The organism is Salinibacterium sp. M195, assembly GCF_019443965.1.
In the GTDB taxonomy this organism is placed as follows: Bacteria; Actinomycetota; Actinomycetes; order Actinomycetales; family Microbacteriaceae; genus Rhodoglobus.
In genome coordinates, this window is record NZ_CP040814.1 from 330,550 (window position 1) to 355,925 (window position 25,376).

Sequence of the window (25,376 nt, forward strand, 5' to 3'; positions counted from 1 at the left end):
GCTAATCGAGAATCTCACTATGACAACTCACGTTGACGACCGAACGGCCTCCGCGCCGCACGCTCCGCCCAAACGCCGTCGCCGGCTGAAGCTGCCCAGCTTCGCGCTCGCTATTCCGGCGTGGGCGTGGCTGTTTGCGTTCTTCGTGGCACCCGTTGCTCTCGTAGTGTGGTTCAGCTTTGGGTACAAGCCGGGCATTTTCGGAACGCACGCCAACGATGTGTTGTCGTTGGACCGTTACGCGGAAGCTCTCTCTCCGACGTTCTTTGCGACGTTCCAAAACACGCTCTGGGTGGGGGTGGTCGGAACACTCATCTGTCTGGCCATCTCCGTTCCCTTTGCGTACTGGCTCGCGTTCAAAGCGCCGGTATCGCGCCGTGGCATTCTTCTGGCAATGGTCATGATCCCGTTCTGGACGAACTTCCTCGTTCGCACGATCGGCTGGCAGATCATCCTGGCGCCGAGCGGCATCCTTTCGGAGGCGCTTCAGTCAATCGGTGCTCTCGACGAACCGCTGGAGATTCTGTTCACCCGCACGGCAGTGCTGATCGGTGTGGTGTACAACTACCTCCCCCTCATGATCCTGCCCATGTTTGTGGCATTCGACCGCGTGTCTCTCCCCATGCGAGAAGCCAGCAAAGACCTCGGCGCCGGCCGCTGGTCGACTCTCTTCAACGTGACATTGCCGCTGGCAAAGCCCGGCATCGTCGTCGGTATATTGCTCGTTTACATCCCGCTCATGGGTGACTACATCACCGCAACCGTGCTCGGCGGAGCCAAGGGAAACATGGCGGGCCAGATGGTCGCTAACCAGTTCCAGACCGCTCAAAACTGGGCTCTCGGTTCAGCAATGGCTGTTGTTCTCGTGCTGACAATCCTCACTACCGTGGCAATTGCCGCCCTCGTCTCGTGGCTCGCAACGTGGCCAAGACGCGCCAACCAGCGACTCGTGTTGGGAGACAAGTCATGACCCGTCTAACCCTCGCCGATATCTCACTCAAAGTGTGGGCTGTCATCGTCTTCATCTTCCTGTTCTTGCCGATCGCGATCATCATCGTCTACTCGTTCAACGAGGGGCGACTTCTCGTCTCCTGGAACGAGTTCGGTTTCGGCTCATTTGCCGCGATCGTTACTAAGCCGGCAATTACGGATGCTGTCTTAGTGTCGATTCAGACCGGTTTCATTGCGGCACTGATTGCGACCGCGCTGGGAACCATGGCCGGAGTCGCTCTTGCGCGCCGCGCCGGCAAGTGGGCTCCGTGGTTTCTGATTCTGCTCATTCTCGTGACGGTTACCCCAGAAATCGTGGATGCTGTTTCGCTGCTGCCCTGGATGGTGTTCCTCGGGCAAGATCTTGGCCTGAGCATTTTCGATGACGGAATTGTGCGCCTCGTCGTGGGTCACTCCCTCTTCTCGACCGCCGTCGTCGCCTACATTGTCCGTTCGCGCCTCGTCGGTATAGACGAGAGCTTGGAGGAGGCCGCTGCTGACCTCTACGCTCCCCCGTTCAAGCGCTTCACGCAGATCACGCTTCCTCTCGTCATGCCTGCCGTGCTTGCGGGTGGACTGCTCGCGTTTACGCTGAGCCTCGACAACACGATTGTTTCGGCATTCGTGCAAGTCTCAGGAGCAACCCCGTGGCCGGTGTATGTGCTGAGTGCTGTTCGCACGGGCCTCCGGCCGGAAATTGCCGCGGTCTCCACGATCATGCTGCTGCTCACGCTCGTTGCTCTCGGATTGGTGGCGTATGTCTTGCGTCGGGCTGGCGATTCCGCCACTGACATCGCCAAGACTGTCGGTGGCGGCTAGGCGGCAGCCGAGCCTGTCCGCTCGCGGCCGATCAGAAGAGTCTCGCAAGACCATCTGCCGCATTTCGAACGAACAAGAAGGTGCACGAAGCCATGACGTTTGCTGACCTCGTCTTTGCCGGTGGAGCAGTTTTCACCGCGACCGGTGCCGAACCGCGCCCCGGAAGTGTCGCTGTGCGCGGCGGACGCATCGTTGCCGTGAGTAGCGATGCCGGAGCTGCCGTCGATACCGGAGCTGCCGACATCCAGTCGATGATTGGCCCCAACACCGAGGTCATCGACCTCGGTGGCAAGTTGTTGATCCCCGGATTTCAGGATGCCCATGTGCACGCTGTCTGGGGAGGTCTCGACCTCATCCGCTGTGACCTCTCGCAAGACTCGACTCGCGACGAGTACCTGACCCGCATTCGCGACTACGCGGCGGCGAACCCTGAGCTCGACTGGATTCTGGGCGGCGGCTGGAACATGTCTGCCTTCCCGGGAGGCACACCAACGGCATCCGATCTGGATCTTGCTGTTGCCGACCGCCCCGCGTTCATCCCGAACCGCGACGGCCATGGTGCCTGGGTGAACTCGCGCGCGCTCGAGCTTGCCGGCATCACCGCCGAGACGCCCGACCCCGCCGATGGCCGCATTGAGCGCGATGCCGCAGGTAACGCCACCGGCACCTTGCACGAGGGAGCAATGTCTCTCGTGAACGCGCTGCTGCCCGAGACTTCGCCCGAAGATTATGCTCGGGCCCTGACGATCGGCCAGGCGTATCTGCACTCTCTCGGCATCACCGCCTGGCAGGACGCCATCCTCGGTGGTTATGGCGATGCCGGCGACGCCACCCCCGCCTACATGGCGGCCGCAGCATCCGGAGCGCTGACCGCTCGCGTCGTTGGCGCACTCTGGTGGGATCGCACCCGCGGCCCCGAGCAGATTCCCGAACTCGTTCTGCGGCGCAAGAACAATGCCGCCGGGCGCTTTGCTGCGACGAGCGTGAAGATCATGCAAGACGGGGTTGCCGAAAACTTCACGGCGGCGATGCTCGAGCCCTATCTCGATGGTTGTGGTCATCACACCGACAACTCGGGAATCTCTTTTGTCGATGCGGCGCAGCTCATCTCCAACGTCACCGAACTCGACGCCCTCGGCTTTCAGGTGCACTTTCACGCCATCGGCGACCGTGCCGTTCGGGAATGCCTCGACGCGGTCGAAGCGGCGCGAGCGATCAACGGGCCCAACGACAACCGTCACCACATCGCTCACCTGCAGGTGGTGCATCCGGATGACATCCACCGCTTCGCTGAGTTGGGCGTAACAGCCAACATGCAGTCCTATTGGGCTGCGCTCGAGCCGCAGATGGTCGACCTGACGCTGCCTTTCTTGGGTGACCCGCGCAGCTCGTGGCAGTATCCGTGGGCCGACCTGCACCGGGCCGGAACGCATTTGGCGTCGGGCAGTGACTGGTCGGTGTCGAGCCCTGACCCGATGGCAGCTATCCACGTTGCGGTCAACCGCATTGCGGCTCCTGGCCATGAGGAGGGCACCTATGACGCGTTCTTGCCGGAGCAAAGTCTCGACCTGCTCACCGCGATGACCTCGTACACCGCGGGCAGCGCCTTCACTAATCATCTCGATGAAACGGGCACAATCGAGGTGGGCAAACTCGCCGACCTCGTCGTGCTCGATCGCAATCCCTTCGCCGGGCCTGCAGACCAGATCGGCCTTACCAGCACCGAACAGACCTTCGTCGAAGGCGAACGCGTGTATCGCGCGCCCGCCCAACCATAAAGCTCGCCACCAGGCGAGAGAGGAAAGTGCCCCATGGGCAAGATAGTGTTCGAAAGAAACGCCCCAGCGGCATCCGTGATCAGCCACTCCCTTGAGGGTTCGATGCACAAGCCGTTCTGGATCGATGACGTGAAGGATGCCGCGGAGTTCGCGGCTCTGCGAGGCGACGTGACCGCCGACCTCGCCATTGTCGGAGGAGGATATCTCGGCCTCTGGACTGCGGTTCTCGCCAAGCAGCGCAACCCTGATGCTCGCGTCGTGCTGCTTGAAGCCCGCGAACTTGGCTGGGCCGCGTCAGGCCGCAATGGTGGTTTCTGTGAAGCCAGCCTCACTCACGGTGAAGAGAACGGTCTCTCCCGCTGGCCGACAGAGTACGAACAGCTTGATCGTCTTGGCCTGCAGAATCTTGACGACATCGAGGCCAGCGTCACGTCGCTCGGGCTCGACTGCGACTTTGAACGAACGGGTTCGCTTGATCTGGCGATCGAGGAGCACGAGATCGCCTGGTTGAAAGAAGCAGCAACCGACGAAGACACCGTCTTTCTCGACGAGGCGGCCATTCGAGCCCAGGTGAATTCCCCCACCTATCTTGCCGGTGTCTGGAACAAACGAATTAACGCGCTCATCCACCCCGCCAAGCTCGTGCGCGAGTTGGCACGAGTCGCGAGCGAACTCGGGGTGGAGATCTTTGAGAACTCACCGGTGCGTCAGGTCGAGACATCCGGTGGTCCAACGGATGCCGCGGTACTTCACAGCCGTAAAGGGACTGTTCGTGCGACCAGGGTTGCGCTCGCGACGAATGTCTTTCCTTCGTTGCTGAAGCGGGCGCGCCTGCAGACGGTTCCCGTGTATGACTATGTGCTCATGACGGAACCCTTGAGCCCCGCCCAACTCGCGTCGATTGGGTGGTCGAACCGTCAGGGTCTTGCCGATATGGCGAACCAGTTTCACTATTACCGCTTGAGCGCCGATAACCGTATTCTCTTCGGTGGTTACGACGCGATTTATCACTTCGGTGGCAAGGTGCGCGACAAGTATGAGAACCGTCCCGAGAGTTTCGAGCGGTTGGCGAGTCACTTCTTTACGACCTTCCCGCAACTGGAGGGGCTGAAGTTCAGCCACCGTTGGGCCGGTGCGATCGATGCTTCGACACAGTTCAGTGCGTTCTTTGGCACGGCTCGTAATGGTCGAGTGGCGTACTCGGCGGGTTTCACGGGTTTGGGTGTTGGCGCGACTCGGTTTGCCGCGCAAGTGATGCTCGACAAGCTTGACGGTCTCACGACGGAGCGCACCGAGTTGGAGATGGTGAAGAAGATGCCGTTGCCGTTCCCTCCGGAGCCGATTGCGTCGATGGGGGTCAACGCAACGCGCTGGTCGCTCAATAGGGCTGACCACAATCAGGGTCGCCGAAACCTGATTCTCAAGACGTTGGATGCTTTGGGTCTCGGTTTCGATTCCTAGCTCTTCTTCGGTCGCGCCGGGAGGCTGAGAGTAAACTGTAATAACTTGCACACAACTGTGCAAGTTATTACAGTTGAAGGAATGACCACCTCCGCTCCCCGTCGCCCGCGACAGGACGCAGTCGATAACCGCGCCGGCATTCTCAGTGCCGCTACCGCCGCCATCGCCCTCGACCCGCAAGCCTCCATCAACACCATCGCCCGCAACGCCGGGCTATCGCGACGCGCCCTCTACGGCCACTTTGCCGACCGCAACGCCCTCGTCAACGAGATCGTCGACGCTGGGGCTCAGCGCTTCAACCGCATCGCGCTGAGCGTCAGTGACGCCGATGCCCGCGTAGCCCTCGCCCGCCTCGCCTCACTGCTCTGGCAAGAAGCCGCCCACGTGCAAGTCGCCGCCTCCATTGCGCTCGATGACGCCCACCTCGCCTCAACCGGCGTAGCCCTGGGCCCGCTGCGCGCCGCCGTCGCCGCGATTCTGCAACGAGGGCAAGACGAAGGAACACTGCGCACCGATGTGGATGTCACCACCCTCGCCCGCCTCGTCGAAGAAGCTGCGCGCGCCGCGATCACTCGCGTCGATGCGTCACTGCCCGAAGCTCGTTCGCTCGCCGTGCGCACCACGCTGAGCATGGCCGGGCTGTCGTGGCGCGAGAGCGTTGCCCTGCTCGAAGAACACCCCGAGATACTGGGGGCATTCGAGCCACGCGACGAGCCGTTGACCGCCACCAACCGCTGATGCGCGTCGAACTGAACGGCGTCACCAAGGGCCGTGACGCCGAAGCCTTGCCCGCAACATCCACCAGTTTCGTCAGCGGCAGCGTGACGCTTGCTGTTGCCGAAACCGAACAGCGACCGACCGTGCTCGGCCTCATCGCCTCTGGTCGCATGCGCCCCGACTCCGGCGCTGTCACGCTCGAAGGAAGGTCGGATGCCCGTGGCCTGCGTCGTCGCGTAGCGCTCGTCGATGCCCCCGGAGTTTCCGACCCCGACCCCGGCGTTCCCCTCGTCGGCGTTGTCGCCGAAGAACTCATGTTTGCCGGCCGTCGCGCCGACCCCCTCTCGACCAGACGCTGGCTCGACGAGGCTGGTTTTCGCTCGCTCGCCTCAACGCCCATCGCCGACATTGAGCCCCTCACTCGCTTGCGCATTCTCTGCGAGCTCGCCGTGCTGCGCCCCCACGTCGAAGCACTCGTCGTCACCGCGCCCGACCGCCACGGCGGACAACCCCTCGACTGGTGGACCCTGCTCGGTGAATTTGCCGACCGCGGGTTCGCCGTGTTGGTGGTTGCCGGTCGCGCCTCAGAATGGGCCATCACTCACGCCGACGTGATCGCGCGCGCTGAGTCGGCCGAAGCATCCCTGCGAGACACCCTTGGCGCCCTCGGCGCCCTCGGCGCTCTCGACGAACGTACCGCCGCCTGGGCCCAAAGTGGCGGCGGCGTAGGAGTAGACAACTCATGAAGGTTCCCGCAATGATCGCCGCTGAACTGCGGCGACTCACCTCGTCACGCATGGCCATGCTGGCTCTGCTCGCCCTCATGGCCGTGCCCGTGCTCTATGGCGGCGTCTACCTGTGGGCAAACCAAGACCCCTACGGCAGCTTCGCTGAAGTTCCCGTCGGGTTGGTGATTGCCGATGACGGCGTTGCCGCCGACGGCGACACGGAGGCGGTGAACTACGGCGAGCGCGTGGCCGACGACCTCCTCGCGGGCGACGCCTTTGAGTGGCACGTGTACACGGCATCCGCTGCGGCTGCGGCACTTTCTGATGGAGTCGTTGACTTCACCGTGACACTTCCTAGCGACTTTTCGGATGCTCTGACGTCGATTGCGGGAACGGAGCCGCATCAGGCCGAAATCGATTTGGCGACCAATGACGCTAATAACTACTTGGCATCGACGATCGGCAAGCAGGCCGTTGAACAGATCCGGCGGTCGGTGGCGCAACTGGTGGGAAAAGAAGCTGCCGGCTCGTTGCTGACCGCCCTCTCTGACATCCGCGCCGAACTTTCTGATGCCACCGCCGGGGCAACCCAACTTGTGGACGGTTCTCACGATGCCGAGTCGGGCGCCCAAAAATTATCGGATGGCGCCGGCACGCTCGCCACCGGATTGACCACCCTCAGCACCGCAAGCGGCAGCCTTGTTGCCGGCGCCGACCAGGTTTCATCGGGAGCGGCTCAGGTCGCTGCGGGCAACCGCGAACTTGCCGGCTACGCCGACCGCGCCGGCACTGCAGCCCAGACCATCGCGGATGAGCTGCCCACCGCGCGCGCCGATCTCATCGCCGCACTCACCGCCCAGGGACTCGATGCCACCGCGATTGATGACGTCCTCACCACTCTCGACCCGCTCAGCGATCGCATTACCGAAGGAAATGGCACCGTGCAATCGGCTGTCTCGAAGCTTGATGCGTTGTCTGCGGGCGCGAACACTCTCGCCAGCGGCGCTGCCGACCTCGCAGCAGGCGCTAGTCAACTCGCGGCTGGAGTGAGCACAGCAGAATCCGGGGCCACGACCCTCAACGCTGGAGTCAGCACCCTCACTTCCGGGATAAGCACCCTCGCCGCCGGCACCACCGAACTGCGCGACGGGCTCGAAAATGGCGTCGAAGCAATCCCGAACTCCAGCGCCGACCTGCGCGCCCAACAATCAGAAGCCATCGCCGATCCAGTCGCCGTGGAGACCAGTGCCGTCACCGCGGCGGGCAACTACGGTGCCGGCCTCGCCCCGTTCTTCACCGCCCTTGCCGGCTGGATCGGAATTTACGCCCTCTTCCTCATCGTCAAGCCCGTCTCGAAGCGTGCCGTCACCGCCCTGCGCTCCCCCGTGCGCGTCGCCATCGCTGGCTGGCTCACCCCAGCCGTGCTCGGCGCGATCCAGATGATTGCGCTCTTCGGAGTGCTCGCCGCAGCACTGGGCTTCACCTTCACGCATCCGGTCGGCACGCTCGGCGTAATGATCGCGGCAAGCTTCACCTACGCGGCGATCATTCTGGCCCTCAACATCTGGTTCGGCTCCGTCGGCCAGTTCCTCGGGCTCGTTCTGATGGTGCTGCAACTCGTCACCGCAGGCGGCACCTTCCCCTGGCAAACCCTGCCAGCGCCACTGGCCGCACTGCACCACGTGCTGCCGATGGGCTACGTCGTGGATGCCATGCGCCAACTCATGTACGGCGGCGACCTCGCCCGCGTCGGCACCGACGCTCTCGTGCTCGGTGCCTGGCTTGTGGGAGCCCTCCTCCTCGCCGCCATCGGCGTCACCCGGATGACCCACCGCCGCACCCTGCGCGACCTGCAGCCAAGTCTCATAGGCTGAGCTCATGACTGAACCCGCACCGCTCCTCACCGCCGGAACTCCCCTTGCGGCGAGCGCCGTTCCCGTTGCCCACGAAGCGCTCGATGCGTCAGAAGTGGTCGAAGGCACTCCGACCACGGGCTACGCCGTGCTCGATATTCTTGGCGACAGCGAGATCGGCATCTGGGAGATGACAGCGGGCACCGCAACCGACACCGAGGTCGACGAAGTCTTTGTGGTGATTAGCGGGCGCGCCAGCATCCACATCGCTGCGGATGATCGCACGATCGTCGTTGGCCCCGGTGATGTTGTGCGGCTCACCGCCGGCATGCAGACCACGTGGACCATCACCGAAACTCTGCGCAAGGTCTACATCAGCTGATGCCCCGTTGTGGGGATCGTGCGCGGATGAGCACTCCCGATAGGTTTAAGTAGTTGATGTTGCGTCAATTTTGCTGCGCCTCGTCACAGTGTGATTTCACCGATCACATCCTGTCTTCAACAACCCGCATGAAAGGGCTTACGCTCAATGGATTTTTCTAACCTGTGGAACTTCATCTGGTTCATCTTTGTCTCCTTCGCTTTCATCTCCTACCTGATTGCGCTCTTCTCGGTAATTGGTGACATCTTCCGCGACCACGAGCTTCGCGGTGTGTATAAGGCACTCTGGTTGTTGTTCTTGTTGGCGGTTCCCTTCCTCACGTTGCTTGTGTACGTCATTGCCCGCGGCTCGGGCATGGCGCAACGCGCAATGAAGAGCGCACAGCACAACCAGCAGGCTGCGGATGCGTACATTCGCAGCGTCGCCGCCACCTCACCCAGTGAAGAGATTGCCAAAGCTAAGGCTTTGCATGAGTCCGGTGCTCTCACCGATGCCGAATTCGACACCCTCAAGAAGCGCGTTCTCGCCTAAAAAGCGAGCCGGCGCACACCAAGTGTGTGCTCGCCGAATTGACGTCACTCCCCCTCGAGTTTTTCGCGGATGGAGTGACGTCTTTTTTTACGGTGTCACTGCCGCAAGTTCCCGCACGGCGACGGTGCTGGTGAGTGAGTGAGGTTTCGTGGTGGCGTACCGTAGGAGCATGATTACACGACGGGAAGCCGCGCTTCGCCTAGACATCCCTTTGGAGATGGCCAGAAGGCACGACATCCCGACGCGGATGTCTGAAGCCCAGTTCTCGGAGCTCGAAACTAACCCGCCAGCGTGGTTGGTTCAGTCGCGCGCGAACCGCACCGGCAAGCGCCCCGTTTGGGCTCAGCTCACCTGCACGGTGTGCGGCTTCACTGAAGCTGCGCGCCCCAAGAAGTGGTGGCCAGCCTTCACCTATTTGACGTGCGATTGGCATGACGCCGATGAGCTTCCCCCGGCCGCTGACGGAATGTACCGCTCCGAGATCGACGGCATTGGCAGTCGCTTCGTGGGCATTCTCGACGAGAAGCCGTAGCGACGCAGCGTTCTGGGTAGCCTGCGGGCCAGCTCAGCTGCCCGATGAGCCTCGACAGAATCTTCCACGCGGCAGAGTCCGAGCGGATGCTGGGGAGCAATGAATGCGGCCTTCCTGGGCCCCGCGCTATCTCTGTTCCCGCTCCACACGTGTTCTGCGCGAAACCTGCCCGCCTCGTAAGCGACCGGCGGCACCGGAACGATTACGCGAGGTGCGTGCTCACTGACTGTGGTCATAACCACGGCATACCAACACTTATGTCCTTAAGCGTTGGCATGACTCATTTCACTCCACACTTATGGAGCCCCCGGGCGCGCTTCGCGCTGACTCCGCTAGCGATCGCGCAATGGTTTCGCCGCCCCCGCGAGCAGTAGCGCAATCAGGATCGGCACGCCGATCACCAGAAGCGCCAGCCTGATTCCGACGACGTCACCGAAGAATCCCAGCAGCGGTGGACCGGCGAGGAAGGCAATGTAGCCAAGGGTCGATACCACCGAAACCCGGGCGGCGGCGTGCCGGGGATCATCTGCTGCGGCTGACATCCCCATGGGGAAGGCGAGGGCGGCACCGACGCCCCACAGCGCGACCCCGATCATGGCGACCCCAATGTTTCCGGCCAGCACAAAGAGGGTGAGCCCGATAGCTGCTGCGCCCATGCTTGCTCGCAGCACAGGAACCCGACCAAAGGCATCGATCGCCATGCCGCCGAAAAAACGCATGATGGTCATCGCCAGCACAAATACGGCGAACATGAGAGCGCCATTCGACTCGGTGACGTCAAGACCGTCGACGGCCGCTTTGGCTATCCAGTCATTTCCGGCACCCTCGGTGATGGTGGCGCCGAGCACCACGATGCCGATTAGCACGGTGCGACTCTCGGTCCAGGCGCTGCGCGTTTTCGGAGCAGCGTCATCCGCCGTTGTTGGTCGACCAACCGGGATGCGTGCCAAGAAATACTGTGGGGCCATCAGCGTTGCAACGGCAACAACAACAGCAATAACCAGAAGGTGGATGGGTAAGCCCACCCCGAGGGTCGAAAGCCCTGCACCAACCAGGGCGCCGACGAATGCCCCACCACTAAATGCCGCATGGAGTTGCGGCATGATCGTGCGACCCAGCTTTTGCTCGACGTCTGCGCCTTCGATGTTTTGGGCGACATCCCACAGCCCAATCCCGATCCCGAAGAAGAACAGTGCAATGGCAGTGCCCACCACGGATTCAGAGGCGAGCGAAAGTGCAATGCCAACTCCGGCGAGCGCCGCGATCAGCCCAGCTACGCGAACCGTATTCGCCGTGCCGATTCTGCCGGCCACGTAGCCTGCCGTTGGCAACGCAATGAGCGAGCCAGCTGCGATGCACAGCAACATGGTTCCCATCTGCCCCGGAGTGAGGTCCAATATTTCCGTGACCGCGGGGATGCGAGCAGCCCAGCTAGCAAACACGAGACCGTTAACACCGAACACAATAAATGTCGCGATGGCCGCGGCTTTCAGCTGCGGCCGTGTGGCAATTGCGGTCATCCGGTCACTACTTCCACTGTCTTGATCGCACTAACGTTGCTCGGTTGCCGCAGTAGAGAGCGCACACTATGCGTCTCCTGACCGGCCAAGAAAGCGAGTTTCAACATGTTCACCCGCACAACCGAGGCACCAAAGGCCCTCGACGGCGCACCGCATTGACAACGTTAGCAGTGGTCGGGATCGCCTCGATGGCCTGAATTACACGCCCCCCGCGTCGACCAATTTGGGAGCGGCTAGAGGCTTCGTGCCGGGAAATTGTGCTCAATGAAGGAGACCACGATGTCGACTCCTGCTGTCGTGCCTCGCGGCCGCTCGTCAACTCAGCGCACGACAGAGAGCTGTCATCGCTACGAGCCCGGCTCCGTGTACTCGATCGCTGCCAAGAGTTGAATAGTGCTAGTCCAGTCCCACCAGCCGCTGGAACGTTCTGTCAAGGCGGTTACGCGCACATTAGGGAATTCCGCGAGTTTTTCGCGAAGGGCAGCGGCAGCGACTTCCATATCCGTTCCCCGCACCCTGACGACAACTAACTGCTTCCCAAGAAAATCAGACATGTTCTCATGTTAGATCGGCTTGAGAGCGGGAAACACCACCCCGCGGCGACACCGCAATTTCCGCGACAGCGAAACCCCGGCGGGAAACCACTGCGCGAAGTTTCCCGCAATTCCGGAGTTTTTCTCTAGACCAATTGTCAAGCCCATGTCGGATGTCGCCGCACAGCGATATGGTGGCCGAATCTTGAGTGTTGCTTAAGCATGAACGCTCAATCTGTTTGCCCGATTTACCTGCTCTACCCGAAGTACCCGATCTACGAGCCTTACCCGGCCAATCCGATTCACCGTCTTACCCGATTCACCGTCTTACCCGATTCACCGTTTAACGCTTCTTACCCTTTCGCCCTCCTAACCCGAATCTGGAGAGTCTCCTATTGTCAACCCCAAAAAATCTGCCTGCCAGAAAACCAAGCGCGGGCACCACTAAAACGATAACGAAGCCACTAGCCGTCGGCACGGCCGCGCTGTTGGCTGTTGGTCTGTCGATTACAGGCGCTTTGCCTGCCAGCGCCAGCCCAGCTCCATCTCCCACGACTGAAGCGTGCGCTGTCACCACGCAGGGGCCTATTGCCACGAACCAGATTTCTCAGGGCTGGACGTTCGCCGACACGCGAGCGACAGGCCACAACGAGTTCACTGCTGCCGGCCTTCGCGTCTGGACTCAAGGAGCGACGTCGACTGACAAAGCAGCGGCATACAAGTCAGTTGATATCGCTCTGAAGGATGTCGGCGTTCCGCAACTACACTTCGGGGCGACAACGGGAACACTCCCCAGCCTCCAGCTCGTTACCGACTTCGACAACAACGGCACCGCCGACGGCATTCTGGTTGGCGAGCCAGCGGCATACCCCGGCGGCGGGTACTGGGTTCCGAACAGCGCCGCAGCCTTCGTGAAGGATGCTGCACCGTCACACGCCGGCGGTCATGGAAGCGCAAACCACGGAACGCTCGACGATTGGCTCGTATCCTTCCCCGATGCCCGCGTCTTGCAGATCGGCTACAGCCTCGGCTCAGGTGTTCATGCCGACGCCATCATCGAATCCGTTGAAGTTGGCTGCGTGAACTACGCCTTCAGCTCAAACGACGTGTATACAGCGACGAACACCGTCACCGTTGACGACTCGCAGATTGCCCCGTTCGAGGACGGCAACCCCGCCTCCGCAACGTACAACTACGAAACCTGGCACGAAGGTTACGCAAACGCGACCCGCGCTTACTCCACCGAAGCAGACGGTCTTCACTTCGGTGACAGCGCTCCCTCGCAGATCATGCTGGGAACGCCGACAGCAGTATCGTCAGCTGAGCTGGAAGCGCTCCTCACCAGCGCAAGCGTCGCGGTAATCGATGGAGCCGTAACCCTCCAGATTCCGGTTACTTACGGAGCCAACAACACGTTCACGACCCTTCGGTCGGGATTTTTGACAGTCGGCACCGAGAACCACTTCTCCGTGTCAGACACCTGGAAGTCATCAAAAGCGCTCAAGAATAACGACACCACGACGCACACCCCGGCGAACGCAACTTCGCTGGCAGACCTCGTTGCTTTCATGGGAAAGCAGGGAAACATCAAGTTGCTCGGGTTCGGCGTGCAAGCCAGTCACGCTGCCACGGTTCAGGACCTCACGTTCAACGGAACGAAGTACAGCTTCGTTCCTTCGACCCTCGAGGCAACCACGAATCACGTGATCGTGCCCGACTCAGCGATCGACCTGCTTGAGGTCAGCGACCCTGCGGCTGCCGGCTACAACTACACGAAGTGGCACGAGGGCTACAACAACGCGATCAAGTCGTTCTCGGTCGTGGGTGCAGCACTGAAGCTGGGCGACCCCGCTCACTCGCAGGTTCTGAAGGGGCTTGATGCCGTCCTCGCTGGTAGCGAGCTCTACACGCAACTCACGAGTCACGCAGCCGTGACGGTGGATAGTGGAACGGTTACCTACCAAGTTGCCTTCAGACATGCCGGCAACATCGGTTGGGGCACGCTGCGATCGGCAAGCCTGAGCGCAGGAACTCACACGTTCACCCTCTCCGACCCCTGGATGTCGAGCAAGGCAATCGGAACCTCGATCAACGCCAACACGGCATACCCCTTGGGTGACATCCTCGACGCGTTGAATGCACAAGGTAACGCGACCGGCGAAGCCTTCGGCGTGCAGGCAGACGCTGCTGCGCAAGTCTCCAGCATCGTTTGGGGCAACACCGAGTACACCTTCGGACCGAAGCTTGATGCTGCCGTTCCGACAACCACGGGAACCGCAAAGGTTGGCCAAACGCTGACCGCACAACAGCACGCAAGCTCGTGGACACCATCAACTGGCGTCGCGCATGCGTACCAGTGGAAGGCAGACGGAGTTGCTATCGCTGGCGCGACTAGTGCGACATACAAGCTGACGGCATCCCAAGTCGGCAAGAAAATCACCGTAACTGTAACCGGTTCACTGGCTGGATACGCGGGTGCAGCAGCAACTTCAGCCGAGACTGCAAAGGTGATCAACAGCCAGATTGTCGTCTCACGACTTGCCGGCAATAACCGCTATGAAACCGCAGCAAAGATCGCACAAGAGTGGCACACGGCATCAATCGTGTACATCGCTACGGGACGCGGCTTCGCCGATGCCCTGAGCGCTGGACCGGCTGCAACGTTCAACGACGCACCGCTGTTGCTCACTGAGCCCAGCTCGCTGACCTCGGCGACCAAGGCGGAACTTCTCCGCTTGAAGCCGAGTCAGATCGTCATCGTCGGCGGCCCCGGCGCGGTATCAGAAGGCGTCAAGGCTGCGATTCAGGCCCTGTCATTCCACCCGACGGTCAAGCGCATCGGTGGCATCGACCGCTATGAAACCTCGCGGATGCTCGCTGCAGCAACCTTCCCCGCCGGAACCGTAACGAGCGCCTACCTCGCTGATGGGCGCAACTTCCCTGACGCGTTGACAGCAAGCCCGGCGGCCGCAGGCTTCAGCGGTCCCGTCGTGCTGATCCGCGGTAACGCCAACACAGCGGATGCCGCCACTCTGGCATTGCTGAACACGCTCGGCGTGAACTCGGTGAAGGTGGCCGGCGGTAGCGGTGTCGTTTCGAACGGGATCGTCGCTCACCTGAACACCAAGTTCACCACGGTGAAGCGCAATAGTGGCCTCAACCGGTACACGACCGCAGTAGCAATCAATGCTGATGCTTTTAGCTCAGCAACGACGGTCTATGTCGCAACCGGAGCCGACTTTGCGGATGCTCTTGCTGGTGCAGTGCTGGCTGGCGCGAAAGATGCACCGCTCTTCATCAGCACGACGAGCTGCATCCCGAAGGTCGTGATGACCGCCATCACCAACCTGGGCAACCCAAAGGTGGTGCTGCTTGGTGGCACTGGAGTACTCACCTCTGGGGTGGCAAGCCTCAACACCTGTAGCTAGTCACTGAGGTAAAACTGCGAAGAGTGCGGCCCGCGCAATGCGAGCCGCACTCTTCCTCTCGTTAGCGCGCTGGAGAGCATGGCCCACCCTCACGTTAGCGCTGCTTCCACCGCGCCGTTTGTTCCTCTCGCATCCAACTGGCGCCAGAAACCGGATGCGTCACAACATCGGTGAACCAGTAGGTTTCGTCGGGGTTCCACCCGGCAATGACACTCGCAAAGTCGTCGTCGAGCGGGATAGCGACTCCTGCGGCAGAGAGATAGGCCGCGAGGGAAAGGTGCACCGCATCGAAATCGCGGGCGACCCTCGACCAATCAGGCATCATCCATTTACCGCTACGACCCGTGGCGCGGTACCAGTCGTGACGGCGGGTAGCGGTGACCTCGAGCGGGTACCGCCGGCACAGTTCGGCCCACGACTCTGCCGCAACGATTTCGAACACGCGCGGAGCTCCTTCGTAGGTCACCGGGTGAGTATCCGCCGGTTCTTCGTCAGAGCGATCTTCGATCAACCAGAGACCGACTGGGCCCAGCTCTGGCAGCGCGCGTGTTGTCGCCGTAAGCCCGAACGGTGGCCGCGACCACCAGTCGCCCGAATAATTGGCGGTCGGATCTGTCGGGCGTTCCCGAACTGCAGCCTGCTCGTTCTCCACCACTAGGCCAGACCACAAGCGAAGAGTCTCCGCGGCAGCCGGCGGCTCAGGCACCTGAAAGCAGGGGTCCTGAAATTTAACAGCCCACTGCTGCGGCTCCATGGGGGAACCCCACCACTCGGTCGACGGTGACGTCACGATATGCTCCGCGATGCGCAACAGCGAGCTGTCGAGGTGCTCGTCCGACAGCAGTTCATCTGAGCCATCGGGCTCCTGCCAATAGCGTGCGCTATCCACAGAAGCGGCGCAGGCGTCGAGGGCATCGACGATACCGATCGAGGTCAGCGGGATGCAGTCGAACGCATCGGCAACCTCCTCTGCGCTCGGCTCGGGAAGCGGATCGGGAATGCCCCAGCCGAAGAATGTACCCCCTTGCCCTCGCGCCGCCTCTAGGTGATGGGCGGCGTAGACAAGCAGGTATCCAAGCGATGCCGCTGCAGGGATTGATTGCTGCGGATCATGCAGAGCCACAGCAAGGCAGAGACGGCGGCCGCGTGGTCCCGACAGAAGCGTGCGAGCGTCCAAAGGCATGACGTCAGCCTAAATCTCGAAGCTCGCAGAGTGAAGCATTACTCGGGAACGAGACTCGTGATCTCAGGCTTAAGGGCTACTTTGCTGCGGGGAAATCATCCTTACGAGGGACTCCGCCCAGCGAGTGCGCTCGTACACTTAAGACATGATCGAAATTCAAGGACTGACCAAAAGGTACGGCGCCAAAACCGCCGTCGACAACATCACCGCGACTATCCGTCCCGGTCTCGTCACCGGCTTCCTCGGCCCAAACGGCGCCGGTAAGTCCACCACGATGCGCACCATCATCGGCCTCGATCGCCCCGATTCTGGCTCCGTTACCGTCAACGGCAAGCGTTATGCACAGCACCACAACCCCATGCACGAGGTTGGCGCACTGCTCGATGCGAAAGCGATCCACACTGGCCGCTCCGCCTACAACCACCTGCTTGCGATGGCGGCCACGCACGGCATCGGCAAGGCCCGCGTGCACGAAGTCATTGCGATGACCGGCCTCGAATCTGTTGCCAAGAAACGCGTCGGCGGATTCTCCCTCGGCATGGGCCAGCGCCTCGGAATCGCCGCAGCCCTCCTCGGTGACCCCCAAACTCTGATCCTCGATGAGCCCGTGAACGGTCTCGACCCCGAAGGTGTCATGTGGGTGCGCAAACTCACCAAGCACCTCGCCTCGCAGGGCCGCACAATCTTCCTCTCCTCTCACCTCATGAGCGAGATGTCCCTCACCGCCGACCACCTCATCGTGCTCGGGCGTGGCCGCATCATTGCGGATGCCCCCGTTGGCGAAATTTTGGCGCTAGCAACCGGGACCGCCGTGCGAGTTCGCACACCTCAGGCCACTGACCTCGCCAACAGACTCGCCAGCAGCGACGTGACCGTGACCAGCGTGGAAGGTGACCTTCTGACTATCGCGGGGTTGGCATCCTCTCAGATCGGTGAAGCAGCAGCACAGGCGGGCATCGTGTTGCACGAACTCACACCGCTTTCGGCTTCGCTCGAGGATGCCTACCTAGAACTCACGCAAGACGACGTTGAATACCACTCGGAGGTTTCCCGATGACTAACACCACCCTTGAGGCCCCGGCCCCGTCAACCAACCACCGCGCAACACGCTTGACCTTCCCCCGCGTTGTTCGTTCCGAATGGATCAAACTGCGCACCCTACGCTCCACCCAGTGGTCGTTCGCGATCTTCGTGTTGCTCACGGTCGGTTTCGGTCTGCTCATGGCCGTCACCCTCGACACCTCCAGCGGCCCGGCGGTCGACGCGGAAACGCAGAAATCACTCACCGTGATGGTGGCAACGCTCGGCGTGAACTTCACACAGCTTGTCGCCGCTGTTCTCGGCGTGCTCATTATTAGCGGCGAATACACGACGGGCATGATCCGTTCAACGTTCGCTGCGGTGCCCACCCGTTTGCCTGCCCTTTTCGCTAAGGCACTAGTTCTGGCAGTGGCTACCTTCGTCGTCAGCCTGGCGTCGATCATCGTGACCGCACTGGTGACCGCTCCGATCCTGGCCGGCCAGGGCATTGAAGGCCAGCTATTCGATGGCGAAGTGATGCGCGCTCTCGTTGGCGGCGCCGGCTACCTCACCCTGGTCGCCTTGTTGGCATTCGGATTCGGTGCGGTTCTGCGCAACAGCGCCGGGGGTATTGCGAGCGTGCTCGGCTTGATCCTGGTTGTTCCCACCGTTCTCGCGATTCTCGCGGGGATAACTCAGGCGGTCTGGGCCCAGAACCTTTCGGTGTTCCTGCCGTCGAATGCTGGCGCGCTCATGTACGCCGTCGGCGATGGATCCGCTGCTGGCGGTCCACCGATTGGAGCGATCGGAGCCGACGTGATCACCCTCGACACCACTCAGGGCTTCCTAGTGTTGTTGAGTTGGGTTGTTGTAATGATGATCGCGGCGGCCGCGCTCATAAAGCGTCGCGACGCCTAGGTTCCTCAAGCGAACTCGATTCACTCGCCCCCTTCTTCCGCGCACCTGCGCGGCGGAAGGGGGCTTTCGTGTCAGATACCGCCCCCGTCTCCCCATTCCGTTCTGCGCGCGGCGCCCCAGAAACCGCGCAGACCGCGGCCCCGAAACTCGGCACGCGATGCGCTCACCACGGGTGGCAGGCAGACGAAGCCGAAAACCCCTACTGCAAGCGTCATCCCTGAAGGCAGACCCGACCCCGCGCCGATCTCGAGAACGGCGTTGACGACGAGCGTAAGGATCCCGACACCGACGGCGACGACAGTGATGGGCCACCAGATCAGCATCAGCACTGGACGCCCATCGGCTTCGAGAGGGTCGACTGAGTCGAGGGAACCTTCAGAGCCGAGGGAGCCTTCGGGGGGCGAAAATTCGGCCTCCGCCGCCGACATCCGCTGATCGAAAATCACGCCGAGCACGAACGCGCCGCCGAAGGCAATTACCGCAAGAAGGGTGCCTGCTCCCATCACCCCCTGTGGATTCGGCCCCATCCATTCGGCTAGCATCCCCGCGAGCACCGCTAGCCCCATCAGTGCAAGCACCGCAAACAAACCCCAGAGGCTGCGCACAGTATTCACGATCGACCGGTGAAGCTTTCGGCCGAGGGGCTCAGTGGGCCCCACTCTTGGCCGCACTTCAGCGCGATGCCGCGCCACTGTCACGGGTTGCGTGCTGCCGTCAGCCGCAGTTTCACGTCTAGCGCGGCGTCGCTGCACACGGCGAGCGAGTCGCCTGCCACCGAGGCCGATCAGCCAGAGAACGAGCAATCCTGCCAGCTGGAATGGCCACGACGGCGATCCGTCTGACAGCGTTCGGCCAAGCGTTGATGGGTTAAGGACGAACCCGAGGGTCCCGACTATGCCGAGCCCCCAAGCCCAAATCATGATGACCCTGGCGAAGACGAGCTGCACCATCAGCCAGAAGCGGCGAGCGAATTGCCTCACTTAGACCCCGGCGAGTTCTTCTTCGCGCTCATCGTCTTTGAACATCGTCAAGTCGCGGATGTTCTTTTGCACGGCGACCGCGGCGAACAGGGCGAGCGCGAATGCCATCCCGTAGAACCCCTTCTCGCTCAGGCTGAGGCTGCCGGCGTTCCACAGGCCGACAGCAAGCATCGTCAGCGCGGCAAACAGCGAGAACCAGCACAGCGAGTAGTAGATGAACGTTACCGGGATGCCCTCGTTGCGGTCTCGAACCGACTTCTGAAGCGACACTGCGGCGAACAGACCGTAGAGGAGAATCGCGAGGTAGTAGCCCTTCTCATTGAGCTCCATCTGGGCGTTGTAGAGCCCGATGAGATAGGTCACAATTCCGAGAAGCAGCGCAACCCACGAGGCGCCGATGAAGGCTGGGGTTGGTTTGTTGCGGTTGTTGGCGGCGGACATAGCGTCTCCTCGGGTTGTGACATTCGGTAGCGTCCTCAGAGAGGAGCCTTTCGATACCGTAGCGGTCAACGGCTAGATTCGAGGGATTTTCAGCTCACGAGGCTACTTTTTGTCAATAATGTTGCTGTTGGGGTCACAGGGGGCGCGGTGTGCGCCGAGCTCGCCACAACAGCCACATTCCGACACCAAGATTGGCGACGATCACGAGCAGGGCCCCCGACCACCAGACGTCGAAGGCGGTCGGCACGAGAGGGTTGACGGCCTCGCCACGCTCTGGCGATCCCGACGACAGCAGAAGGACGATCGCGAGCACCGACACGACAGGCGCCACGAGGGAGGCGACGACTTTCTCCCAGCGCCACCATTGGCGCGACATCCACACCATGATGAGTCCGGCGAGCCACCCCAAGACAGGGACGATGACTCCGCCGAGGGCGACGAGCAAGCTCGCGGTCACCACATAACCCGTGCCTTCTCGCGCGCTCTCCGCTGCTGGGCGTGCCGTGGTGACAGGCGAAGCATCGCTCGCCTCCGACGCGATGAAGGCGGGATCTCCCAACGCCGCGATGCGCTGCTGCGCTTCCGCCGGCGTCAACCCGTGCAGTTCCTCTCGGGCGCCATCCACGATGTCGCGGCGCACCGCATCATCAAGGCCATGCAGGGCGTCGTTCAGTTCGCGCAAGTAGTTCGTGACTACCTCGGTTGTGCGATCAGTCACGGGCGTCATCCTCTCCAACAATCGTCGCGACGACGGCCGCGAATGGTTTCCACTGTTTGCGGAACGCACTCAATTGCGCCGTCCCGGCGGGCGTGAGGCGGTAGTACCGACGCGACGGCCCGCGCTCTGATGGTTCCTCGAATGACGAGACGAGTCCCTTTTCGCGAAGGCGCGCCAGCACTGGATAGAGTGTGCCGATGCTGGCGATCATGCTCTCGCCAATGAGGTTCTCCGCAAGCTGCCAGCCGTACATCGGCTCACGCTCGAGGTATCCCAATACACAGTATTCAACGACACCCTTGCGCAATTGTGCGCCCACGTCGTTGACTATCATGCTTAACATAATAGCTGGGGGAACGGCCTCGTCAAGAGCGCCGCGAGAGCGACTAGTCGCCGGAGCTTGGCGGAAGAGTGTCTCGTTCCGCAATGATCGAGATGGTGTCGAGTCGTTGGTCGTCAACCAGCTGTCGATAGATTGCTGGCTCGGCCGCAACTACCAGGGAGTCGGGATAGAGCCGACTACCCCACGCGAGACGCCCACCGTCATCCCAGGCAAACGCGGCAACCCGAGCACCGGCCTGCAGCGCAGAATTGCCGGGCGGGAGCTCGCTGTAATCATCGCCAAATATTCGACGCCGAGCAGCATCCTGCGGGGCATCCCCATAGCCATCCCACTGAAAACTGTGGAGGTCGATGTCACCCACAGCATCGCGAAGGGCGTTCGCCGTCGCATCATCAAGCACGCCCTGGCACGGCAGCAGATCTCTGACCATGGGGTGCTCGTCGGCCACACGATCGGCGAGTTCGAACCAGTCCACTGAGGCGGAGGCGCGGCCAAACTCTGAAAAAGTCGACCAGCGAACGAGAACACCACGCTCATCCTCCAGTGGGAGAAACACTCGGAGCATGGGCAGCGAGCGATGCGATTCCGGGATGAAGTCGCGAGCAGACCATCCGTGCCCCGACGGCATAATACGAATTGCAAGCTCATCCATGCCCAACACCCTACCGAGGTGCGGGTTCGCGCAAATCGGCGCCCGAAGCACACCCCTTATGCTGGCCGCCCCCCGTGGCTACTCTGAAGATATGAACGAATACGAGCAAGCGAAAGGCGAGGATGAGACGTCTGGCCCGCGAGGCTACGTCGGTTTCATCGATTGGCTCAACCGAAAACTGTTTCCTGTACTAGGCACCCCAAATTTGGGACCTTACGACGCCGTCGTCGACAAGGTCGCAGAGGCAGTGTGTCCCGTCTGCGGGCAGCCGATGGCTGAGCACTTCATCGACCACTCCAGGCCGAACACAATTCTGCACTGTCCCGCCGAGCACCTTCCCAGACCGGTCGACGACTCTCCCATAAACGAACTCGGGATGGACATCCCCTCCCCCGATAAGTAATCCGGTCGGGGGCGAGGGAGCAACGCCATACAGTGGTGATCATGGCATCCGCTTCTCCCCCGAGCTCGAAAACGGCTAGGTCGATTGTGACTCTGACCATCAACCCCGCACTCGACATCAGCACGTCTACTCCGCGGGTAATCCGGGATCACAAGCTGCGGTGCGGTGCGAGCCGGATCGACCCCGGCGGTGGTGGCGTCAATGTGGCGCGCACGATCCGTAACCTCGGCGGAGACGCTCTCGCGATCTACGCTGCGGGCGGGCTCACCGGGGCAACCTATCGTCAGCTTCTCGAAGCGGAGGGCGTGCCGAGCCTCGCCGTGCCCATCGCCGGAACGACACGGGAAAGCTTCACGGTCGATGAGACCGAGTCGAGTGAACAGTTTCGTTTTGTGCTGCAGGGTCCCGAGTTTTCTGAAGCCGAATGGCGTGCCTGTCTGGCCACCCTGGAGGAGGCCATCGTTCCTGGCGGCTATGTCGTCGCCAGTGGCAGCTTGCCGCCGGGAGTGCCCACGGATTTTTACGCGCAAGTGGCACGGTTGGCGCACAAACACGATGCGCGTTCGATCGTCGACACCTCGGGTGAGGCACTCGCTGCCGCGCTTGCCGAAGGCGTGTATTTGGTGAAACCGAGCCTCCGCGAACTGAGCGAGCTCGTCGGCAGAGCACTGACCAGCGAGCAGGATGAAGTGGATGCTGCCGCCGAACTTGTCGCTCGCGGCTCAGCCCAGCTCGTGGGCCTAACTCTGGGCGAGGCCGGCGCTGTGCTCGCGTCAGGTTCTGGTGTCATCCGTCTCCCCGTGCCGAAAGTGCAGGTGCAGAGCGTTGTCGGTGCTGGCGACGCCTTTCTGGGCGCGTTCGTCTGGCGACTGTCGCAGGGGCTCGATCCCGAGTTGGCGTTTCGTTCCGCCGTCGCGGCTGGTAGCGCAACCGCGGCGAAACCGGCCACCGAGATGTGTGCCATCGCCGAGGTAGAGGCCCTCGAAAAACTTCTCCCTGAAGCCACCCGCTACTGACGGAGCCGCCCGGCTGTTCCAATGGTCGACAAGAGACTGGGCCTAAAACCCGTGTGAGACAATCAACCATGGCTGATTCGTGGCGTCGCACCCCGACCGAAAGTCCTGTCACTTTCGAGATCGACACTTCTGCGTCCATCCCCCCGTTCGAGCAGATTAAAGCTCAAGCGATCGCCCAGATTGCCAGCGGCGAACTCCTTGCCGGCACCAAACTTGCCACCGTGCGTCAGCTTGCCACCGACCTCGGCATCGCGCCCAACACTGTGGCGCGGGCCTACCGCGAGCTCGAAGCAGACGGCTTTCTGCTGTCGCGCGGCCGCAATGGCACCGTCGTGAAAGCACGACCCGGTGATGCTGCGGCGCTGCTTCAACTTGATGCGAAGGCCTACGCCGACCGCGCTGGCGAACTCGGCATCAGTGCCGAGGAAGCCCAGCGTTTCATCAGTATCGCTCTCTCGAAATAGCCACGGCCAGTAGCTTCAGACGCGCTGGCGACTAGACGACTGCAGGCGCGAGACGCACCACTCGAGCGAACTACCGCAGCACTCCTAGTTCGCGCGCCTTCGACACTGCAGCGGTGCGCGACGACACGTTGAGTTTCGAAAAGATGTGCACCAGGTGCGATTTCACCGTGGTCTGCGAGACGAACATCTCGCCCGCAATCACCGCGTTTGAGCTACCGGCGGCGACACGCTGCAGCACCTCGATCTCGCGTTTGCTCAGGCTCACTTGTGGCGCGCGCATCCGGTCAAGCAACCGACCAGCAATTACTGGTGCAAGAGCGCTCTCCCCCGCGGCCGCAGCACGAACTGCCGCAATCAGTTCATGGGGTGGCGCATCCTTGAGGAGATACCCACTCGCGCCAGCCTCGACCGCCCCGAGAATGTCGCCATCGGTGTCGTAGTTAGTGAGAACCAACACGTAGGGGGCCGCATCGAGCGCGCGGATGCGGCGAGTGACATCCGCTCCCGACTCCAACGCACCGAACTGCAAGTCCATCAAAATGACGTTCGGGTTCACCGCCTGCACGAGAGCAAAAGCGTCATCAGGGGTTGCTGCCTCCCCCACCACCGAGAGGTCAGGTTCGTGCTCGAGCAGGGCACGCAAACCGGCACGAACAACGGGATGATCATCCGCAATCGCTACCCGGATCATGCCTTCTCCTCACCCGATGAGTTCAGCGTCAATTCGACCGTTACCGTGGTGCCCGCACCGAGTTGTGAGTCTACGGTGAGGGTGCCATCCAACTGTTCGACTCGTTCGCGCGTGGCGGTGAGCCCGAATGAGTCAGACAAGCCGCGGGCTGCTGCCGCCTCAACGCGCGCCGGATCAAAGCCGAGCCCGTTGTCGCTGATCATCAGCCGTACTTCTGAACGATTCCGCTCAATCGAAATCGTGGCTTGCGTTGCCTCAGAGTGCTTCACAACATTCGCCATCGCTCCCTGCGCGATCCGCAGCAGTGCGGTCTGCACGGGCATCGGCAGGTCGAGCGCATCGGCCACGCGCACTCGCACTTCGCGTTCGGGGGTCTGCCACTGAGTTTCGGCCAGGCGGCGCAAAGCGGCACCCATCCCCTGCTCCACCAATGCGGCCGGGGCCAGCTCACGAATGAAATTGCGGGTCTCGGCGAGATTGGCCGCCGCCGTTTCACGAGCAAGTCGCACATGCTCTAGTCCCGCAGCATCCGGGTCTGCCCGCTCTGCCGCATGCAGCAATAGTTGGATGCTCGACAGCCCTTGAGCGACCGTGTCATGAATCTCGCGCGCAAGCCTCGCGCGCTCCGCCAGCACCCCGGATTCGCGCTCGGTTTGCGCCAGCTGGTCGCGTGTCGCTAGGAGTTGCTTCACCAACAGTTCGCGTTCCGCCGCCTCGGCCGCGAGTGATTTGTAGCCAAGACCAATCACGATCGCGACACCGGCACCGACCAACGGGCCGACGATCCCGGCAACAGTCCACTCACTGTGAAGCCCAAGCGCGGCAATCGCGAGCAGCGTCGAACCCAGCACCGCCAACGTGCGCCAGCCGCGAGGCAACAGGTGCAGATAAAGAAAGAAGAGTGGAAACACGAGGTAGGCGGCATCCGGGCTCAACCACACCAGCGCAAGCCATTCGCACGACAACACGAGTGCCCACAGATAGGTACTCAGCGTTCGGGCGTTCGCGCCGGCGCCCCGAGCTCGACGGGCCAGAACCCCGCCGAAACCATACGTGATGATCAATAGTGCCGCGAGCGCAATCACGACCGCAGCATTGGGGTTGCGATCGACAAACGCGCGCACGACGACGAGGGCCGTCAGCGCGAGAAAGAGGATGTGCAAACTGGTTCGCAGCCCCACAAATACCGGGGTCAACGCAGTGTGGCTCATCATTCGACCCTACTCTCGCGCGCGGGTGCGCCGATCCATCAAAATGATGATTGTGGGCTCCGCC

26 protein-coding genes are annotated in these 25,376 nt (G+C 61.9%); 16 read left to right on the forward strand and 10 right to left on the reverse strand.

Going from position 1 to position 25,376, the window contains the following annotated elements:
* Positions 1-19: 19 nt before the first annotated feature.
* The 10 genes from FFT87_RS01610 to FFT87_RS01655 all read left to right on the forward strand — a co-directional run bounded on the left by FFT87_RS01610 (position 20) and on the right by FFT87_RS01655 (position 9,791).
* Complete coding sequence (locus tag FFT87_RS01610) at positions 20-970, forward strand: ABC transporter permease (protein WP_255560004.1); 951 nt, start codon at positions 20-22, stop codon at positions 968-970.
* Positions 967-1,809 carry an ABC transporter permease gene (locus FFT87_RS01615; protein ID WP_219949645.1) on the forward strand — a complete coding sequence of 281 codons (843 nt, stop codon included), beginning with the start codon at positions 967-969 and terminating at the stop codon, positions 1,807-1,809. Before FFT87_RS01610 ends, FFT87_RS01615 begins: the two co-directional genes overlap by 4 nt.
* Before the next feature lie 92 nt (positions 1,810-1,901).
* On the forward strand, positions 1,902-3,587 hold the full coding sequence (locus FFT87_RS01620) for an amidohydrolase (RefSeq protein WP_219949646.1): 1,686 nt from the start codon (positions 1,902-1,904) through the stop codon (positions 3,585-3,587).
* Between the two features lie 33 nt (positions 3,588-3,620).
* Positions 3,621-5,048 (forward strand): FAD-binding oxidoreductase, encoded by a 1,428-nt coding sequence (locus FFT87_RS01625; RefSeq protein ID WP_219949647.1) that lies wholly within the window; start codon positions 3,621-3,623, stop codon positions 5,046-5,048.
* Positions 5,049-5,129: 81 nt separating this feature from the next.
* Positions 5,130-5,786 (forward strand): TetR/AcrR family transcriptional regulator, encoded by a 657-nt coding sequence (locus tag FFT87_RS01630; RefSeq protein ID WP_219949648.1) that lies wholly within the window; start codon positions 5,130-5,132, stop codon positions 5,784-5,786.
* On the forward strand, positions 5,786-6,511 hold the full coding sequence (locus tag FFT87_RS01635; protein WP_219949649.1) for a hypothetical protein: 726 nt from the start codon (positions 5,786-5,788) through the stop codon (positions 6,509-6,511). Before FFT87_RS01630 ends, FFT87_RS01635 begins: the two co-directional genes overlap by 1 nt.
* The gene (locus FFT87_RS01640; RefSeq protein ID WP_219949650.1) at positions 6,508-8,367 is read left to right on the forward strand and encodes a YhgE/Pip domain-containing protein; all 1,860 of its coding nucleotides are present in this window, start codon (positions 6,508-6,510) and stop codon (positions 8,365-8,367) included. Before FFT87_RS01635 ends, FFT87_RS01640 begins: the two co-directional genes overlap by 4 nt.
* A 4-nt stretch (positions 8,368-8,371) precedes the next feature.
* Complete coding sequence (locus FFT87_RS01645) at positions 8,372-8,728, forward strand: cupin domain-containing protein (protein WP_219949651.1); 357 nt, start codon at positions 8,372-8,374, stop codon at positions 8,726-8,728.
* A 147-nt stretch (positions 8,729-8,875) separates the two neighbouring features.
* Complete coding sequence (locus tag FFT87_RS01650; RefSeq protein ID WP_219949652.1) at positions 8,876-9,259, forward strand: SHOCT domain-containing protein; 384 nt, start codon at positions 8,876-8,878, stop codon at positions 9,257-9,259.
* Positions 9,260-9,428: 169 nt separating this feature from the next.
* A complete protein-coding gene (locus tag FFT87_RS01655) occupies positions 9,429-9,791 on the forward strand; it encodes a hypothetical protein (protein ID WP_219949653.1) in 363 nt (120 codons plus the stop codon).
* Between the two features lie 332 nt (positions 9,792-10,123).
* Here the strand turns inward: FFT87_RS01655 and FFT87_RS01660 are convergent, their stop codons facing one another.
* Positions 10,124-11,311, reverse strand: a complete 1,188-nt coding sequence (locus tag FFT87_RS01660) for an MFS transporter (protein WP_219949654.1) — start codon at positions 11,309-11,311, stop codon at positions 10,124-10,126.
* 347 nt (positions 11,312-11,658) lie between these two features.
* Positions 11,659-11,865: a hypothetical protein gene (locus FFT87_RS01665; protein WP_219949655.1), complete on the reverse strand. Its 207-nt coding sequence runs from the start codon at positions 11,863-11,865 to the stop codon at positions 11,659-11,661.
* A gap of 374 nt (positions 11,866-12,239) precedes the next feature.
* On the opposite strand from FFT87_RS01665, the gene FFT87_RS01670 reads away from it, so the two are divergent.
* The gene (locus FFT87_RS01670) at positions 12,240-15,272 is read left to right on the forward strand and encodes a cell wall-binding repeat-containing protein (protein ID WP_219949656.1); all 3,033 of its coding nucleotides are present in this window, start codon (positions 12,240-12,242) and stop codon (positions 15,270-15,272) included.
* A gap of 94 nt (positions 15,273-15,366) precedes the next feature.
* Here the strand turns inward: FFT87_RS01670 and FFT87_RS01675 are convergent, their stop codons facing one another.
* Positions 15,367-16,455: a hypothetical protein gene (locus tag FFT87_RS01675; RefSeq protein WP_219949657.1), complete on the reverse strand. Its 1,089-nt coding sequence runs from the start codon at positions 16,453-16,455 to the stop codon at positions 15,367-15,369.
* Between the two features lie 145 nt (positions 16,456-16,600).
* On the opposite strand from FFT87_RS01675, the gene FFT87_RS01680 reads away from it, so the two are divergent.
* Positions 16,601-17,512, forward strand: a complete 912-nt coding sequence (locus FFT87_RS01680) for an ABC transporter ATP-binding protein (RefSeq protein WP_219949658.1) — start codon at positions 16,601-16,603, stop codon at positions 17,510-17,512.
* On the forward strand, positions 17,509-18,393 hold the full coding sequence (locus FFT87_RS01685; RefSeq protein ID WP_219949659.1) for an ABC transporter permease subunit: 885 nt from the start codon (positions 17,509-17,511) through the stop codon (positions 18,391-18,393). Before FFT87_RS01680 ends, FFT87_RS01685 begins: the two co-directional genes overlap by 4 nt.
* A 71-nt stretch (positions 18,394-18,464) precedes the next feature.
* Here the strand turns inward: FFT87_RS01685 and FFT87_RS01690 are convergent, their stop codons facing one another.
* The 5 genes from FFT87_RS01690 to FFT87_RS01710 form a co-directional block, all read right to left on the reverse strand.
* Positions 18,465-19,373 carry a hypothetical protein gene (locus FFT87_RS01690; RefSeq protein ID WP_219949660.1) on the reverse strand — a complete coding sequence of 303 codons (909 nt, stop codon included), beginning with the start codon at positions 19,371-19,373 and terminating at the stop codon, positions 18,465-18,467.
* Positions 19,374-19,814: an inner membrane protein YiaA gene (yiaA, locus tag FFT87_RS01695; protein WP_219949661.1), complete on the reverse strand. Its 441-nt coding sequence runs from the start codon at positions 19,812-19,814 to the stop codon at positions 19,374-19,376.
* Positions 19,815-19,947: 133 nt separating this feature from the next.
* A complete protein-coding gene (locus FFT87_RS01700; protein WP_219949662.1) occupies positions 19,948-20,532 on the reverse strand; it encodes a DUF1700 domain-containing protein in 585 nt (194 codons plus the stop codon).
* Positions 20,525-20,866, reverse strand: a complete 342-nt coding sequence (locus FFT87_RS01705; protein ID WP_219949663.1) for a PadR family transcriptional regulator — start codon at positions 20,864-20,866, stop codon at positions 20,525-20,527. Before FFT87_RS01705 ends, FFT87_RS01700 begins: the two co-directional genes overlap by 8 nt.
* 52 nt (positions 20,867-20,918) lie before the next feature.
* Entirely contained in the window at positions 20,919-21,527 is a 609-nt protein-coding gene (locus FFT87_RS01710) for a hypothetical protein (RefSeq protein ID WP_219949664.1), read from the reverse strand.
* A 91-nt stretch (positions 21,528-21,618) separates the two neighbouring features.
* On the opposite strand from FFT87_RS01710, the gene FFT87_RS01715 reads away from it, so the two are divergent.
* The 3 genes from FFT87_RS01715 to FFT87_RS01725 all read left to right on the forward strand — a co-directional run bounded on the left by FFT87_RS01715 (position 21,619) and on the right by FFT87_RS01725 (position 23,410).
* Entirely contained in the window at positions 21,619-21,930 is a 312-nt protein-coding gene (locus FFT87_RS01715; RefSeq protein ID WP_255560005.1) for a hypothetical protein, read from the forward strand.
* 86 nt (positions 21,931-22,016) lie between these two features.
* Positions 22,017-22,946: a 1-phosphofructokinase family hexose kinase gene (locus FFT87_RS01720; protein WP_255560006.1), complete on the forward strand. Its 930-nt coding sequence runs from the start codon at positions 22,017-22,019 to the stop codon at positions 22,944-22,946.
* Positions 22,947-23,014: 68 nt separating this feature from the next.
* Positions 23,015-23,410, forward strand: a complete 396-nt coding sequence (locus FFT87_RS01725) for a GntR family transcriptional regulator (protein ID WP_219949667.1) — start codon at positions 23,015-23,017, stop codon at positions 23,408-23,410.
* 70 nt (positions 23,411-23,480) lie between these two features.
* Here FFT87_RS01725 and FFT87_RS01730 read toward each other — a convergent pair whose 3' ends face one another.
* Positions 23,481-24,101 (reverse strand): response regulator transcription factor, encoded by a 621-nt coding sequence (locus FFT87_RS01730; protein WP_219949668.1) that lies wholly within the window; start codon positions 24,099-24,101, stop codon positions 23,481-23,483.
* Positions 24,098-25,312 (reverse strand): sensor histidine kinase, encoded by a 1,215-nt coding sequence (locus FFT87_RS01735; RefSeq protein WP_219950651.1) that lies wholly within the window; start codon positions 25,310-25,312, stop codon positions 24,098-24,100. Before FFT87_RS01735 ends, FFT87_RS01730 begins: the two co-directional genes overlap by 4 nt.
* Between the last annotated feature and the right edge of the window lie 64 nt (positions 25,313-25,376).